This window comes from Nocardiopsis halophila DSM 44494, assembly GCF_000341245.1.
Classification (GTDB): Bacteria; Actinomycetota; Actinomycetes; order Streptosporangiales; family Streptosporangiaceae; genus Nocardiopsis_A; species Nocardiopsis_A halophila.
The window spans coordinates 17,828-33,355 of the sequence record NZ_ANAD01000074.1 but is presented as its reverse complement, the minus strand read 5'-3'; the positions used below and the strand labels follow the sequence as shown (position 1 = coordinate 33,355).

10 protein-coding genes are annotated in these 15,528 nt (G+C 75.2%); 5 read left to right on the top strand and 5 right to left on the bottom strand.

Annotated features, from left to right (window positions below):
* Positions 1-27: 27 nt before the first annotated feature.
* The gene (locus D450_RS0109615; RefSeq protein WP_017538454.1) at positions 28-483 is read right to left on the bottom strand and encodes a hypothetical protein; all 456 of its coding nucleotides are present in this window, start codon (positions 481-483) and stop codon (positions 28-30) included.
* A gap of 45 nt (positions 484-528) precedes the next feature.
* On the bottom strand, positions 529-1,137 hold the full coding sequence (locus D450_RS0109610; RefSeq protein ID WP_051063566.1) for a Uma2 family endonuclease: 609 nt from the start codon (positions 1,135-1,137) through the stop codon (positions 529-531).
* A 2,032-nt stretch (positions 1,138-3,169) separates the two neighbouring features.
* Here D450_RS0109610 and D450_RS33965 point away from each other — a divergent pair.
* The 4 genes from D450_RS33965 (at position 3,170) to D450_RS0109585 (ending at position 10,423) form a co-directional block, all read left to right on the top strand.
* Positions 3,170-3,310: a hypothetical protein gene (locus D450_RS33965; RefSeq protein ID WP_017538451.1), complete on the top strand. Its 141-nt coding sequence runs from the start codon at positions 3,170-3,172 to the stop codon at positions 3,308-3,310.
* 191 nt (positions 3,311-3,501) lie between these two features.
* Positions 3,502-4,863 carry a glycosyltransferase family 4 protein gene (locus tag D450_RS0109595; protein WP_017538450.1) on the top strand — a complete coding sequence of 454 codons (1,362 nt, stop codon included), beginning with the start codon at positions 3,502-3,504 and terminating at the stop codon, positions 4,861-4,863.
* Positions 4,860-9,281, top strand: a complete 4,422-nt coding sequence (locus D450_RS0109590) for an alpha-(1->3)-arabinofuranosyltransferase (RefSeq protein WP_017538449.1) — start codon at positions 4,860-4,862, stop codon at positions 9,279-9,281. Before D450_RS0109595 ends, D450_RS0109590 begins: the two co-directional genes overlap by 4 nt.
* Positions 9,278-10,423, top strand: a complete 1,146-nt coding sequence (locus tag D450_RS0109585; protein WP_017538448.1) for a DUF3068 domain-containing protein — start codon at positions 9,278-9,280, stop codon at positions 10,421-10,423. The genes D450_RS0109590 and D450_RS0109585 overlap by 4 nt, the downstream gene beginning before the upstream one ends.
* Here the strand turns inward: D450_RS0109585 and D450_RS0109580 are convergent.
* Together D450_RS0109580 and D450_RS0109575 are read right to left on the bottom strand one after the other, a co-directional pair.
* Positions 10,337-11,080: a class I SAM-dependent methyltransferase gene (locus D450_RS0109580; protein WP_017538447.1), complete on the bottom strand. Its 744-nt coding sequence runs from the start codon at positions 11,078-11,080 to the stop codon at positions 10,337-10,339. The two genes, D450_RS0109585 and D450_RS0109580, sit on opposite strands and share 87 nt — an antisense overlap.
* Positions 11,077-11,865 carry a class I SAM-dependent methyltransferase gene (locus D450_RS0109575; protein ID WP_017538446.1) on the bottom strand — a complete coding sequence of 263 codons (789 nt, stop codon included), beginning with the start codon at positions 11,863-11,865 and terminating at the stop codon, positions 11,077-11,079. The genes D450_RS0109580 and D450_RS0109575 overlap by 4 nt, the downstream gene beginning before the upstream one ends.
* Positions 11,866-12,062: 197 nt before the next feature.
* On the opposite strand from D450_RS0109575, the gene D450_RS29835 reads away from it, so the two are divergent.
* Positions 12,063-14,162 carry a hypothetical protein gene (locus tag D450_RS29835; protein ID WP_017538445.1) on the top strand — a complete coding sequence of 700 codons (2,100 nt, stop codon included), beginning with the start codon at positions 12,063-12,065 and terminating at the stop codon, positions 14,160-14,162.
* Here the strand turns inward: D450_RS29835 and D450_RS0109565 are convergent.
* Positions 14,057-15,472 carry an acyltransferase family protein gene (locus tag D450_RS0109565; protein WP_017538444.1) on the bottom strand — a complete coding sequence of 472 codons (1,416 nt, stop codon included), beginning with the start codon at positions 15,470-15,472 and terminating at the stop codon, positions 14,057-14,059. The genes D450_RS29835 and D450_RS0109565 overlap by 106 nt on opposite strands.
* Between the last annotated feature and the right edge of the window lie 56 nt (positions 15,473-15,528).

The window sequence follows — 15,528 nt, the reverse complement described above, 5'->3', positions numbered from 1 at the left end:
CGCCCGCCCCGAATCCGTGCATCGGCCTCAGGCGCCCTGCCCGTCCAGCAGGCGGCGGAACCGGGCGTCGTGGGCGTCGGCCACGGGGTCGCCGGGGTCGCCGACGAACACCGCCACGGCCCGGCGGCCGGTGCCCCCGATCTCGGCGAGGATGCCGCGCCAGGCGGTCATGTTGGGGTGGCCCACGTCCGTGCAGGCCTCGGCGGGGGACATGAGCCGGACGGCCTCGGCCAGCTCGTCGGCCGACAAGCGGTAGGTCCGTGTCCCGGACGCGTGGCCGCACACGGTGGCCAGGACGACCGCCGACAGGTACCCCGACCGCCGGTTGACCACGGGGAAGGACGTGCTGTCCGCGTCGGCCGTGTCGGACGTGCCGGGCAGCCCGACCCCGAACGCGGCCGGGGCCTCCCAGCCCGGGATCGCCGCCTCGAAGCGCTTGCGGGCGGAGGCGAGGTCGTCCTTGGTCGGCCAGCGTTCGGTCATGGGACGTATGGTGCCATACCGCCGGTGACCTGGCCGCACGCAGGGTCACATGCGGTGGACTTCGGTGAGGTCGATGTCGATGTCGTACGGGACGGTGAGCTTCAAGCGCTCGCGGTGGATCCCGGTCAGCGCGTACTGCTGCGTCGCGGGGTCCAGTTCGTAGACGTAGACCACCGGTTCGCCGTTGACCTTCTCGACCCGCCAGAAGTGCGGGATGCCCGCCTCCGCGTACAGGAGCGGTTTGCGCTTGCGATCGCGTTCCCTGGATTCCGCCGAGACGACCTCGACCGCCAGGCGCACCGCGTCATGCGGGTAGGACGACTTCTCCTCACCGACCACCCCGGCGTCGACCACGACGACGTCGGGCTCCGGCCGGTTCTTCTCGCCGATCGTGATGCCCATTTCCCGCCGGACCCGGAGATCGCTCGGACAACGGACGCGCAGTCCCGCTTGCAGGACGGACATGAGCAGTTCATGGAGTTCGAGCTGAGGGCCCACGAAGACCAGGCTCCCGTCGATGAGCTCGGTGTGCGGGGGGAGATCCGGGATCCGGTCGAGGTCTTCGGCGGTCCAGCCGTCGGGCGGAGGAACCGGCCACACACGGGAGGAAGGCGCGGTCTCGATCGGTTCCTCTTCCACAGGAAGGGCACTCATGTCGTCGCCTCCGGGGGGCGGATCGCGGTCGTCGCCAACGCTAGCCATCGCCATCCTCCCTGGACGGGTCTTTCTCGGATTCTCCCACCATCATCTGCTCTTCCCCGAAGGGCGCGCTCCGTTGCGGCGAACCGCATTGCTAGATTCGCCTGACCATGACTGGCGACGAGGCGACCCGCCGTTGGAAGGGGCTCCTCAGAGGGGCCGCCCCTTGGGGCGTCGGCCTGCTGCTGGGGGTGCTCGCCGTCGGGCCCGGCCTGGGGCGGGGGTTCGTCCTGCGCTACGACATGGTCTTCGTCCCCGACCCGCCGCTGGGCCCGGTGCAGCTCGGTGCGGGGGAGGGGTTCCCCCGCGCGGTGCCGAGCGACGCGGCGGCCGCCCTCCTGGCCAAGGCGCTCCCCGCCGACCTCGTGCAGGCGGGCCTGCTCCTCGCCGTCTTCGTCCTCTCCTGTGCCGGGGCGGCGCGGCTCGTCCCGGGGCCGCTCGTCGCCCGGCTCGCCGCCGGGGTCTTCTACGCCTGGACCCCCTACATCGCCGAACGCCTCCTCCTCGGGCAGTGGGCGCTGCTCCTCGGCTACGCCGGCCTGCCCTGGGTGCTGTCGGCGGCGGTGCGCCTGGCCGCGCCGAGAGACCTGCCCCGGCTGGTCACCGCGCTCGTCCCGGCGGCGGTCGGCGGGTTCTCCTCGGCCGTGCTCTCCGCGCTGGTGGCGGTCCCGGCGGCCGCCGCGCGCCCCGGTCCGGCCGCGGCCCGCCTGCGCTNGCTCGCGGCCGCCGCCGTCGCGGCGGCCTCCCTGCCGTGGCTGGTCCCTGCCCTCTCGGCGGCCGGCGGGGGCGCCCGCACCGACCCCGGGGCGGTGGACCTGTTCGCCGCCCGGGCCGACACCCCCTTCGGTGCGGCCGGGTCGCTCCTGCTGCTCGGCGGGGTCTGGAACGCCCAGGCCGTGCCCGACGGGCTCGGCCACCCCTTCTTCGCCGCCTGCCGCCTGGCGCTGGCCCTGGCGGCCCTGGCCGGCTGGGTCCTGCTGCTGCGCCGCGGCTCCCTGGGCCCCGCCGGGCCCGGGCTGACCGCCGCCGCGGTCGCCGGGACCGCCGTCGCGCTGCTCGGCACCGCCGCCCCCGGGCGCGACCTGCTGCGCCTGCTCATCGAGGCCTGGCCCGGCTTCGGGGCGCTGCGCGACGGCCAGCTGTACACCGCCCCGCTCGCCCTGCTCCAGGCGGCGGGCCTGGGCGGCACCGCGGCGTGGCTGGTGCGCAGCGCTGCCGGCGCGGCCCGCCCCGACCGCGCCGGGGCGGCGGCCGCCGCCCTGCTGCTGCTCGCGCCCCCGGTGCTGCTGCCCAGCCTGGCCTGGGGGGCGGCCGGCCGGCTCGCACCGGTGGAGTACCCGGCCGAGTGGACGCGGGTGCAGCGCCTGGTCGACGCCGACCCCCGGCCCGGATCGGTGCTCGTCCTGCCGTGGAGCGCCTACCGCGGCCTCGGCGTCCTCGGCCCCCGCGGTGCCGGTGGGGCCGATGGTGCGGACGGCGCCGACGGGCCCGGCGGCGTGGTCCTCGATCCTGCCGTGAAGCTGTTCGAGCGGCCCGCCGTGTGGAACGATGACCTCCGGGTGGCCGACGGCGGCGCGGTCCGCGCCGCCGAGGGGGAGGACCCCGCCGCCCGCGCGGTCGCCGGTCTGGCGGCCCGGCCCGGCGGCGCCGACGCGCCGGGCGCCGGCGCGCTGGGCGTGCGGTACGTGCTCGTCGAGCGCGCGGCGCCGGATGCGGCCGACAGCGGCCCCCGCCACCTGAGTGAGAACAGGTTCTTGTCACTCGTCGAGGCCTCGGAGACGGTCCACGAGGGCCCCTCGCTCGCCCTTTACCGTGTGCCGGATGAGCATGTAGACGCGGTAAAAGAGGATCTGTCGGTCTTGGAAGTTACCGGCTGGTTGGTTACAGTTGGGTCCATCGTCTGGTCCCTGGTTGCATCGAGTTCTAATCTCGTTTCCATGCGTTGGCCCCGGCCCGAGGGGACGGAGCCGCGGAAGGAGAACCCCTCGTGATCAAGATCCTCGCCGCCTGCGTCATCGGTGCGGCACTGGCGGGCGGGCTGGCCCTGGTCGGCACCACCGTCGCCACCAACGCCTCGTCGTCCGCCGAGCCGGTCAACGAGTCCCTGTACAACTACGGCGACCGCTAGGCGCCGGCCGGCGGTGCGGCCCTCGTGCGGGCCGCGCCGCCCACCCGCACCCTCGCCGCCGTTCTGTGCACCGCGCTCCCACCTCCCCTTCCGACCCTTCGATCCCTTACCCCTGGTGACACTCCCGTCACGGTCGGTGGACACGTGTTCGACGGGGAGCGGGCGGAGGAGCGGGCGGAACAGGAGAGCACGTGGTCCACCCCGATCAGCACCCCCCTCTCGTCCCCGACTTCGCCTACGGTCCCCCGGTGACCCTGGCCCCCGAGGCCGTGCCCGACCCGCGCCCGGCCCCCGCGGCCGGCGCCGAGGACCGGGAGCGCGCCGAAGAGGCCGAGGAGGCCGAGCTCGGCCCCCGCCTGGACGGCCGCCGGATCGTGGTGGTCAACTGGCGCTGCCCCTGGCAGTCCGCGGCCGGAGGGGCCGAGGAGTACGCCTGGCGGATCAGCCGCCACCTGGTCGGCCGCGGCGCCGTTCTCACCTTCCTCACCAGCCGCGAGCCGGGCCAGCCCCGGGTGGAGACCCGCGACGGCGTCGTCATCCGCCGGATGGGCGGCAAGTTCACCGTCTACCCGCTGGTGCTGCTGTGGCTGCTGCTCTGGCGACGGGAGTTCCACGCCGCCCTGGACTGCATGAACGGCATCCCGTTCTTCTCCCGCCTGGTGCTGCCCCGGCGCACCCGCGTCGTCAGCATCGTCCACCACGTGCACGACCTGCAGTTCAACGCCTACTTCAGCCGCCCGGTGGCCTGGCTGGGGCGGTTCATCGAGTCGACGCTGGCCTCGCTGGTCTACCGGTGCTGCACCACCGTCACCGTCTCGGAGTCCTCCCGCCGCGCGATGCGCGAGAAGCTGGGGTGGCGCGCCCCCATCACGGTCATCCACAACGGCCGCCCCCCGCTGCAGCCGGTGGCCGGCTCCCCGGCCCGCACCCCCGGCCACCCCGCCGCCGACATGGGCGCCCCCGCCCTGGTCAGCGTCGGCCGCCTGGTGGTGCAGAAGCGTGTGGCGCGCATCGTCGACGCCGCCGTGGCGCTGCGCGAGGAGCACCCCGGGCTGCGGGTGCACATCGTCGGCCGCGGCCCCGAGGCCGACCCGATCGCCGCGCGGATCGAGGAGGAGGGGCTGCACGACGCCGTCCGGCTGCACGGGTTCCTGCCCGAGGACGACAAGAACGCGGTGCTGGCCGGGGCGCTGCTGCACGTCACCGCCTCGGAGTTCGAGGGGTGGGGGCTGACCGTGATCGAGGCGGCGGCGCTCGGCGTCCCCACGGTGGCCTACGATGTCGACGGCCTGCGCGACTCGGTGCGCGACGGTGAGACCGGGTGGCTGGTGCGCGAGGGCGAGGACCTGGGCCGGGTCGTGGGCAAGGCGCTGGCCGAGCTGAGCGACCCGGAGCGGGCCGCGCAGGTGCGCCGGGCCTGCCGGGAGTGGGCCGCCCGTTTCACCTGGCAGGCGAGCGGAGCCGCGATGGCGCGGCTCGTCGCGGAGGAGATCGACGGCGCGGGGCGCGTCCGTGCCCCCGGGGAACAGGCGGGGCAAGAGGCAGGCACGTGACCTTCACCGACGGCAAGGCGGGCACCGACGGGGCCCTGGTCCGCAGGCTCAAGCTGCTGGCGGTCTGCCTGCTGCTGACCGGGGCCGCGCTGAGCCTGGACCCGCCGATGATCGTCGGCGACACCAAGATCGACCTGACGATCAACCCCACCGGCTTCCTGGAACGCGCCCTGTACCTGTGGGACCCCTCCTACTTCGGGCAGCTGCAGAACCAGGCCTACGGCTACTTCTTCCCCAACGGCCCCTTCCACGCCGTGCTCATCGCGCTGGACATGCCCGAGTGGCTGGTCCAGCGCACCTGGATGGCGGTGCTGCTGTGCGCGGCGTTCCTGGGCACCGTCAAGGTCGCCGAGGCGCTGGGCATCGGCACCCTGCACACCCGCATGGCGGCCGGCGCGGCCTACGCCCTGGCGCCCCGGGTGCTCACCCTCATCTCCTACAACTCCGCCGAGCTGCAGCCGATGCTGCTGCTGCCGTGGATCCTGCTGCCGCTGATCCACGGAACCCGGCAGGGCGCGGAGCCGATGCGCGCGGCCATGCTCTCGGCGCTGGCGTTCCTGCTCTGCGGCGGCACCAACGCCGCCTCCGAGCTGGCCGTCCTCGTGGTCCCGCTGATCTACCTGCTCACCCGCGCCCCGGGGCCGCGCAAGCGGCGGCTGCTGGCCTGGTGGCTCTTCGCGCTGTTCTGCGCCTCGTTCTGGTGGATGGTCCCGCTGCTGATCATGGGCCGCTACGTGTGGTCCTTCATGCCCTACACCGAGGACGCGGCCACCACCACCGGCATCACCTCGCTCACCAACGCCCTGCGCGGCGCCTCCAACTGGATGGGCTACGTCCCCGACACCGACCAGCCCGCCCTGCCGGCCGGGGCGGAGCTGTCCACCGAGCCGTGGCTGGTGGCGGCCACCGCGGTGGTGGCCGGGCTGGGCCTGGCCGGGCTGATCGGCCGGCGCACCCCCGAGCGGCCGTTCCTGCTCACCTCGGTGCTGGCCGGGACCGCGATCGTCGTGGCCGGCTACACCGGCCAGCTGGCCGGGCCGCTCGGCCCCGTCGTGCAGGACCTGCTGGACGGCGTGCTGGCGCCGTTCCGCAACATCCACAAGTTCGACGCGCTGATCCGGCTGCCGCTGGTCCTGGNCGCGGCCCCCGCCGCGCGCCGCGGCGGGGTGCTGCGCGCGCTCGCCCTGCCTCCCGGCACCGCCTACCGGGCGGCCGCCGGGGCGTGCGCGGTCGCCTTCGCCGCGACGCTCACCCCGGTGGCCACGGTCGGCATCGCCACCCGCGGCGGCTTCGAGCGCATCCCCGCCTACTGGCACGACGCCACCCGGTGGATCGACGAGCACTCCACCGGCGGCATGACCATGGCGGTGCCCGGCTCGGCCCGCGGCGAGTACCAGTGGGGCCGCCCCATGGACGAGCCCATGCAGCCGCTGCTGGAGAGCGCGTGGACCAACCAGCAGATCATCCCCTGGGGGTCGGCCGGGGTCTCCCGCCTCACCCAGGAGATCGACCAGCGCATCTCCTCGGGCCGGGGCTCGCCGGGCCTGGCCGATGCGCTGGCCCGGATGGGCGTCACCCACCTGCTCGTCCGCAACGACCTGGAGCGCAGCGGCAACAACGGGGCCTGGCCCGCGCGCGTGCACCAGGCCCTGGGCGACTCCCCGGGCATCGTCCGCCGCGCCTCCTTCGGGCCGGCCGTCGGGTCCGAGGAGCTGCAGCCCGCCTCGCGCTGGTACGACCAGCCCTACCAGGCGCTGGAGGTCTACGAGGTGCGCGGCGCCGCCCCTGCCGTGGGCACGGTGCCCGCCGACGGCGCGCTGCGGGTGACCGGCGGCCCCGAGGCGCTGCTGGACCTGGCCGAGCAGGGGGCGCTCCCCGGCGACCGGCCGGTGGTCATCGGCGACGACCCCGGCGCCGAGGACATCGCCCCCGAGGACACCGTCGCCGCCGACACGGCCCGCCGCCGCGAGATCGTCTACTCCGACGTGCGGCGCAACGTCAGCGCCACCCTCACCGCCGACGAGGAGCTGGAGCGGGGCGCCCCCGCCCCGGACATCGCCGACCCGGCCTGGGACGGCTACACCGCGGTCGCCGAGGACTCCGGCATCGCCGCGGTCACCGCCTCCTCCACCGAGTCCGGGGCGGGCGCGAGCCCGGGCACCCGCGACCCGGGGCGCAGCCCCTTCGCCGCCCTGGACGAGGCCCCCGGCACCTCCTGGCGCTCCAGCTCCTTCAGCGGGGCCGAGAAGCAGTGGCTGGAGATCCGCTTCGAGGAGCCGCGCGAGGTCGGCACCTTCACCGTCGCCTTCGAGCCCATCCCCGGCGAGCCGCCGCCCTCGCGCGTCAGCCTGATCACCGACGCGGGCCGCACTACCGCCGCCGTGGCCGACGACGACGGGCCGCAGGAGTTCACCGCCCCGGAAGGGGAGACCGAGCGGCTGCGCATCCGCGTCGACGAGCTGGCCTACGAACCCGAGTACCGCTTCGGCACCCGGGTGGGCATCACCTCCGTCGAGATCCCCGGCCTGGAGCCGTCCCGGTCGCTGTCGGTGCCCGTGCCCGAGGAGGGGGCCTCGTCCTTCTTCTTCACCGGCTCCATGGGCACGGTGCCCGGCTGCATGGAGGGCTCCCGGGTGTGGGTGTGCGACCCCGCCCTGGAGGTGCAGGGCGAGGACGCGCTGGGCATGAGCCGCACCTTCGAGGCCGGGCCCGAGGCGGCCGACGAGCCCGGCGCCGTCACCGGGCGGGTCGTGGCCGTCGACCCGCGCGACCTGGAGAACGCGGCCAACCGGGCCGGGGGGTACCCGCGGGTGACCTCCTCCTCCACCTCGGTCGGGCACCCGGCGGCCATCGGGCGCAACGCCTTCGACGGCGACGACGCCACCGTCTGGTACCCCGACCCGCAGGAGGAGAGCCCCTCGCTGGAGGTCGACCTGGGCGCCGAGCGGGAGATCGGCGGACTGAAGGTCGAGTTCCCCCGCCCCGACGCGGTGGGCCGGCCGGTCCGGATGACGGTGGACACCGGGACCACGGTCCGCGAGGCCTGGCTGGACGGCGACGGCTGGGTGGGCTTCGACCCGGTCGAGGCCGACGAGCTGACCCTGTCCTTCGACCCGCCCGAGGGCCAGCCGCTGGAGATCGCCCGCATCGCCCTGCCCGGCGTCGAACCGCTGGAGCCGGTCGGGGAGGGCTCCGCCCGCACCGCCTGCGGGCTGGGCCCGGTGCTGCGGGTCAACGGCGAGCGCGTGGACACCCGCATCTCCTCCGGGACGCTGGAGGACAAGCTGGCCGGGCGCCCGCTGGGCTTCGAGAGCTGCGACGCGGTCGCCCTCGAGGAGGGGGAGAACACGGTCCGGGTGGAGCCGGGGCGCCAGTACCACGTGCGCTCGGTCCTGGTCGGACCGGACGGCGCCGACCGGTCGGAGGTCGAGGCCGACGGGGTCGCCGCGGTCAACGGCTGGGGCCGCAGCGAGCGCAGCGTCGACGTCAGCGTCGGCGAGGACAGCTACCTGGTGGTCAACGAGAACTTCAACGAGGGCTGGGAGGCGGTCCTGGGCGGCGGCGAGCCCCTGGAGCCGGTCCGCCTGGACGGCTGGAAGCAGGCCTGGAAGCTGCCCGAGGGCGCCTCGGGGACGGTCACCATGACCTATACGCCCGACCGGGCCTACCACGCGGCGCTGGGCATCGGGGCGGTGCTCGCGCTGCTGGTGGGCGTGCTCGCCGTCAAGGGGCGCCTCCCCCTGCCGGCGCGGTTCCGCCACAGGGGCCGACCATCGGCCGCCGAGCGCGCCGATCAGGCTGATCGGGCCGAGCGGGCGGCGGCCCTTCCCGACGCGGTCCCCGCGCGCATCCGGCGCGCGCCCCTGGCGGTGCTCGGCCCGCTCTACGGGGCCTGGGTGGCCGGCGCCGCCGGGGCCGCGGTGATGGGCGGGGTCCTGCTGGCCGTGTGGTGGCTGGGCCGTGCGCCGTCCAAGGCCCTCAAGCACGCCAAGCCGGGCCGCCCCACCCTCGGCGGCGCGCTGCTGCGCTGGGCGGCGGGCCCCTGGACGATCCTGGCCTTCCTGACGGCGGCCGGGGTGTGCACGGCGGCCGGGACCTATCTGTCCATGTACATGCCCTTCCACGACGTCAGCGGGCTGCTCAGCGAACCGCTGCGCGGGTGGGTCGCCCAGCTGCTGTGCCTGCCCGCGCTGGCCCGCCTGGTGCTGGCCCTGGGGGAGGCCCCGCGCACCTCGGGGATGGACGACGACGGCGGGCACGGCGGCGGGGCCTCCGGCGCGGACCCGGGCCGCCCCGCGTCCGGGACCGGCGGCGGCGAGGCGGACACGGGCGCCGACGGCCCCGGTGGCGGCTCCGGCGGCGGGTCCCGGGGCCCAGGCCCGGACTCCGGCCGCGAGGTCGAGGAGGTGCGGGCATGACCGCCCCCGGGTGGCGCCCGGAGGGGCCGCGGCGGCACACCGGCGCCGTGCTGGCCCGCAACGGCGCCGTGCTGGCGGTGGCGGCGGGGGTGTTCCTGCTGACCGCGGCGCTGATGCTGCGCTTCTACGCCTACGACCGCCTGGCGCTCATCGAGCCCCGCACCGACCTGCAGCTGCGCCTGGTCGACGAGCAGGCCGACTACCTGGACACCTCCACCTGGGAGACGGTGGAGGACCGGAAGGTGCAGCGCACCACCGAGATCTCCGGCGGCGCGGCGGCCGGCAACCCGGACTGGGCGACCTGGCGGATGTCGGTGGACACCTCCAGCGGCTCGGCGATGATCGGGCACATGGACCGCCGCGTGGTGGTCGACCGGGCCACCGGCCGGGCGGTGAACTGCTGCGGCGAGCACGTGGGCGGCGACCGGGCGGTGCGCCAGGCCGGGCTGGTGCTCTACTGGCCGGCCGGGGCCGACGCCGGCGACCGGCCGCTCTACGTCGCCGAGGCGCGCTCCGCCCCGCCCATGCGCTACCAGGGCGGGGAGGAGGTGGCCGGGGTGCCGGTGCGCCGGTACACCCAGACGGTGCCCGATACCCAGGTGCCCGACTCCTCCCGCCCGGTGCCCGCGGACGCGCTGGGGCTGGAGCGCTCGGGCACCGTCGAGGCGTCCCGTTGGCTGGAGCTGGAGCGCACCTACTGGATCGAGCCGGTCTCCGGGCGCCTGGTGGCCGCCGAGGAGTCCCGCCGCGAGACGCTGCGCACCGAGGACGGCCGGGGGGAGCGGCTGTTCCTGGACGCCGACCTCGAGACCGCGCCCGCCCAGGTGGCGGCCTTCGCCGAGGACGCCGCCGGGCGGCGCACCACGCTGCGGGCGGTGCGCACGTGGGCGCCGGCGGGCCTGGGGGCGCTGGGCGGCCTGGTGCTCGCCTCCGCCCCGCTGCTGGCGCTGCGCGCCGCCCGCCGCGCCGAGGAGGAGGAAGAAGAGGGAGAGCGGCCGGAACAGGAGGGGGAGCCGGCGGACACCGCGCCGGCGGGCGCCGCGGGGGCGCGGCGCTCAGCCCCGCTTGCGCAGGACGAGGAGGAGGTTCCAGGTGACGACCTCGCGCACACCCGGAACGGACACGACCGGCTTCATCCATGACGGCAGGTAGCGCGGCAGGACGTCCACGGCGTCCACGTCGTCCCTGCCGCGGAGCCAGTCCAGCATCTCGGCCGCCGAGACGGCGAACATGGTCGTCCCGAAGTCGTTCTTGGGGCGGCGGCCGTGCCTGCGGGCGAAGCGCTCGGCCGCGTACCGGCCGCCCAGGAAGTGCCAGGGGGAGGTCTCGTGCCCGCCCCACGGGGAGAACCACAGGGTGTAGGACAGGTACACGATTCCGCCGGGCCGGGTCACCCGCACCATCTCACCGGCCATGCGCCGGGGGTCGGGGACGTGCTCCAGGACGTTGGAGGAGAAGCACACGTCCACCGATCCGGTCCGCAGCGGCATCTCCAGCGCGCTCCCCAGCAGGGCCGTGTCCGGGAGCTCCCCGCCCCGCAGGCGCATCTCCCCGGCGTCGGCGTCCACGCACACGCACCGCGCGCCCTGGGACCTCAGCTCGTCGGCGAAGTAGCCGGGGCCGCCTCCCACGTCGACCACCACGGCGCCGTCCAGCGGCGTGTACCGGAGCAGCTGGGCGACGGTGTCCCGGGCGAGCGTGCCGTAGAACAGGTCGGGGTCGGTCTGCTCCTTGCGGAACGCCGAGAACAGCGCCACCGAGCGCCCCAGGGTGGCCCGGAACGGCGGCAGCGCGCTCACGCCGGCTCCTCCCCGCCGGGGGCGCCGGGCTCCCCGGGCACGGTCGCGAAGTGCCTCAGGTGGCGCCAGTGGTCGCCGCCCCAGTACTCGTCGGAGGCGACGATGCGCGGCGCCGGGCGGCCGGCGGCCCGCGCACCGGCCGCCAGCTCCGCGCCGATGCGCTCGGCGGTCCAGGTGTGCATGCGCATCGGCGCCGGGTAGCGCAGAACCACCCGCTGGGCCAGCCGGATCAGCGGCCAGGGCGCGTAGCGGAACACCATCCCCTTGAAGGTGGGGCGCTCCCGCTCGGGCACCCCCAGGACCAGGGCGGCCCCGGGGCGCGCCACCCGGGCGAACTCGCGCAGGTAGCCGGCGGCCGCCTCCGGGGGCAGGTGCTGCAGCACCAGGTCGGTGTAGACCAGGTCGACCGAGGCGTCGGGCAGGCCGTGCAGGTCCGGCCCGGTGTTGAGCAGGAACTCGATGCGGCCGCCGCTGCGGTCCAGCTCGCGGGCGCGCTCCAGCATCGGGGCGGAGATGTCCACGCCCGTCACCGAGGAGAACCGCCGGGCCAGGGCGTTGGAGAGGCGCCCGGCGCCGCAGCCGAAGTCCAGCGCGCGGCCGAGGGAGGGGGCGGCGCCCAGCTCCTCCAGGCGGGCGAGCGCGGCGGCGACCTCCTCCTCGCCGGTGGCGAGGAACTCCTCGGCGTCCCAGCGGCCGCCGCGCTTGTCCGGGTCGACGCAGACGGCCCACAGGGGTTCGTCGGCGCCGAGCCGGGTCCAGTCCCGGCGGACCTCGTCCAGGCTCACGCGGGCGTCCTTCCGTCGCGGGGCGGCGGGCTCCGCCGGCCGTGTGGATCCTGTTCTCTCCCGTCCCTGGTTACCGGCTGGTATCGCCTCTGTACCAGGGATGATCATCAAAGAAGAGGGTGGAACGTGTTGTATTGTTTCACTCCCTTACGCGTTGACGTCAACCGGTCGGCCCCCGGGCCGGGGAAGTGAGCGGCATGCGTGCGAGCGAGGAAGCGCCCGACGAGCCGAGGCCGGCGCCCCGCGGCGGTCCGGGCGCGGACGGCCGGGTCGCCGCGGAGAGCGCAGAGGACAGGAAGGGCCCAGAGGGCGCCGACGGCGGACCGCCGCTCGGGCGCCGGGTCAGCGAGGCGCTCTCCCGAGGGCTGCGGGACCGGATCGTCCTCATCGGCGGCGCCCTGGCCGTCGTCTCCCTGCTCCTCAAGGCCTACGTGCTCCGCGACGCCTACTTCATCGAGGACGACTTCCTGTTCGTCGGCGGGGCCGGCTCCGGCGGGCTGACCGTCGAGTACCTCACCGACCTGCACAAGGGCCACTTCATGCCCGGGGCCAAGCTGCTGGCCTACGTCCAGACGGCCCTCGCCCCCTACAACTGGGGCCTGACCGCCGGGGTCATGCTGGCCTTCCAGGCCGGAGCGGCGGCCGGGCTGTTCCGGCTGCTGTGGGTGCTCTTCGGCCGCCGGTGGGGCATCCTGCCGCCGCTGGCGGTCTTCCTCTTCGCGCCGCTGACCGTCCCCGTGCTCGCCTGGTGGTCGGCGGCGCTCAACGCCGTCCCCTTCCAGCTGGCGATCGTGCTGGCGCTGCTGTGGACGGTGCGCTACCTGCGCGGCGGTGAGGCGCGCTTCGGCTGGATGGCCGCCGGCGCCGTGGTGCTGGGCATGGCCTTCTCCGTCAAGGCGCTGTTCCTGCCGCCGCTGCTGTTCGCCGTGGCCGCGGCGTTCGTGGTGCAGGGCCGGCTGCCCGGGGTGCTGTGGCGGACGCTCGACCGGGACATGCCCTTCTGGGTCGGGATGGCGCTGCTGAGCGTCGGCCACGGGCTGATCTACCTGTCGCTGCAGGACACCGCCGGTGGCGAGGGTGCGGGGCGGCCCGAAGGGCAGACCTCGCTGTCGATGGCGCAGCGGCTGCTCGGCGAGACCTTCCCGGCCGGTGCGGTCGGCGGCCCGCTGGAGTGGGGGCCCATCACGCCCTCCGGCGGCCTGCTGGAGCCCGCCGCCTGGGTGGTGGCGGCCGCCTGGGCGGTCCTGCTGCTCCTGGTCGCCGCCAGCCTGCTGGCGCGGCGCCGGGCCTGGCGCGCATGGGCGCTGCTGGCCGGGTACCTCGTGGTGGTCGACGTGCTGCCCACGCTCCTGGCGCGCGGGCGCTACGAGGCGATGGTGGGGTACGACCCGCGCTACGTGGCCGACGCGGCGCTGGTCTTCGCCATCGTGCTGGCCCTGGCCTACCTGCCGACCAAGGAGGAGGCCGAGGCCGACGGGAGCGTCTACCGCAGGAGCCCGCCGCCGGAGCGGACGCGGCAGGCCGCCTTCGCCGCCGCGACGGCCACGGCGCTGTTCGTCGGGGTCGGCGGCTACTCGACCTACGCCTTCGCCGACACCCTCTCCGGGGACCGGGTGCGGTGGTACATGGACACCGTGCGGGCCTCGATGACCGGCGTCCCGGCCGACGCCGGGATCTACCCGCGGCCCGTCCCCGAGGACATCGTGCTGCCCTGGAACGGCGACCGGCGCCTGAGCTCGAACGTGCTCGCGCCGCTGGCCCCCGACGGGGTGGCCGACCGGATCCGTGATCCGCGCCCGTCCGACACCGCCATGGTGTTCAACGACGCCGGGTACCTGGTCGGGGCCCGGCCCTCGCCCGAGGAGAGCGCGGTCTTCGGGCCGCCCGAGGACGAGGAGTGCATCGTCACCTTCGGCGGCCAGACGATGTGGGAGGTGAGCACCTTCGGCGGGCCGACGATGGTGCTCGGCGTCCAGTACACCTCCGAGACCGACACCCAGCTGCACGCGGTCATCGGCGACACCTGGGAGACGACCACCCTCCCGGCGGCGCCCGACGGCGGGGCCTGGTACCTGCCGCTGCAGGGCGCCGGCGGGCAGCTCTCGCTCGGCACGGACGAGGAGGCCCTGTGCATGACGTGGGTGACCTACGGGCCGATGGAGCCGGTGACCGGCGGCGACCCGTGGGGCGCTCAGGAGGAGGACGGGGACGAGGGGTCCGAGGACGGCGAGGGCGACGGCTCCGAGGAGTCCGAGGAGTCCGACGGCGGCTCCGAGGAGGAGGACTCCGGCGACTGAGGCCGCCGGTGCCGCGGCGCTCCGGTCAGGCTCGGCTTGGGGCGCCGCGGCGCCCCGGCCGGGCGGACCCATCCCACCAGGCGCCGGCTCGGCTCCTCCACCCAGCGGTGGGTGAGGTGGGCCAGCAGGACCGTCCCCCCCGTCACCGGGACCATGTCCAGCCAGAACGACCCGGTGAAGATCTCCTGGCCGGTGAAGTCCCGCCACAGGTAGAGCACCACGAACTGCCACAGGAAGATGCCGTAGGAGACCTTGCCCAGGTAGAGGCTCACGCGGTGCGAGAGCAGCGTCTCCAGCCAGGCGCCCTGGCGCCACCGGTACGGGCGCGGGGCGGCCCCCGGTGCGGGCAGCACCGCCACCGGGGCGATGAAGAAGAAGGCGAAGCCCATGGCGGTCAGGGTCGCGAACACCGAGATCCAGAGCCCGTCCACGCCCACGAAGCGCGGACCGCCCGCGGGGGTGGCGTTCAGGGCGTAGAGGATCGCGGCGAGGATCCAGCACAGGGTGGTGTTGGCGTGCAGGGTGCGGCACAGGCGGCGCACCGGGCCGTCCGCCCCCTTCTCCCGCCAGGCCCACTCGGTGAGCACCGCCAGGGCCATGCCGACAGCGAAGAGGCCCAGGGTGCGGGGGAGCCAGGCGTGCATGTAGGGCCGCGGCTCCGGATAGAACTGCGGGACCAGCACCAGCAGTCCCAGGGCCGCCAGTGCCCCCAGGCCGATGAGCAGCCGCCGCGCGCGCTCGTCGGCGTCGCGCCCGCGCATCGCGTAGCGCCCCAGGACCAGGGCGATGAGCGGCAGCAGCGCGTAGAAGCTGACCTCCACGCACAGGCTCCACATCTGGCCGAGGCCGTAGGGGCCGGTGCCCACCCACCAGGGGTCGGTGTCGTAGGTGAAGGTCAGCGTGAGGACCTCGAACCAGGTGCCGACCGAGCCGAGCTGCTCGCGCGACCACAGCAGCAGCGCCGCCACGGCCACGATCCAATAGGCCGGCAGCACCCGCAGGGCGCGCTTCCACAGGTAGACGCGGACGTCGGGGCCGCGGGAGCCGTCCAGGCAGGCGCGTACCCACGGGCGGTACAGCAGCAGCCCGGACAGGCCGAAGAACAGCGGGACCGCCAGCTCGGCGGCGGACAGCAGGGCGCCGCGCACGCCCGGTGCGAGCGCCGCCCCGGTCTCCACGGCGACGTGGAAGACGAGCACCATCAGTGCGGCGATCGCGCGGATCCCGTCCAGCGGTGCGTTGTGCCCGCGGACCTGGGGGAGGGGCGCTGGGGGCCGGTGGTTCTCCTGCTCCGGCGCCGCCGCACTCACCCGCGCACCCGGGTCTGCGTCAGACTAGAACCTGTTATAAACATTCGGACACGCCC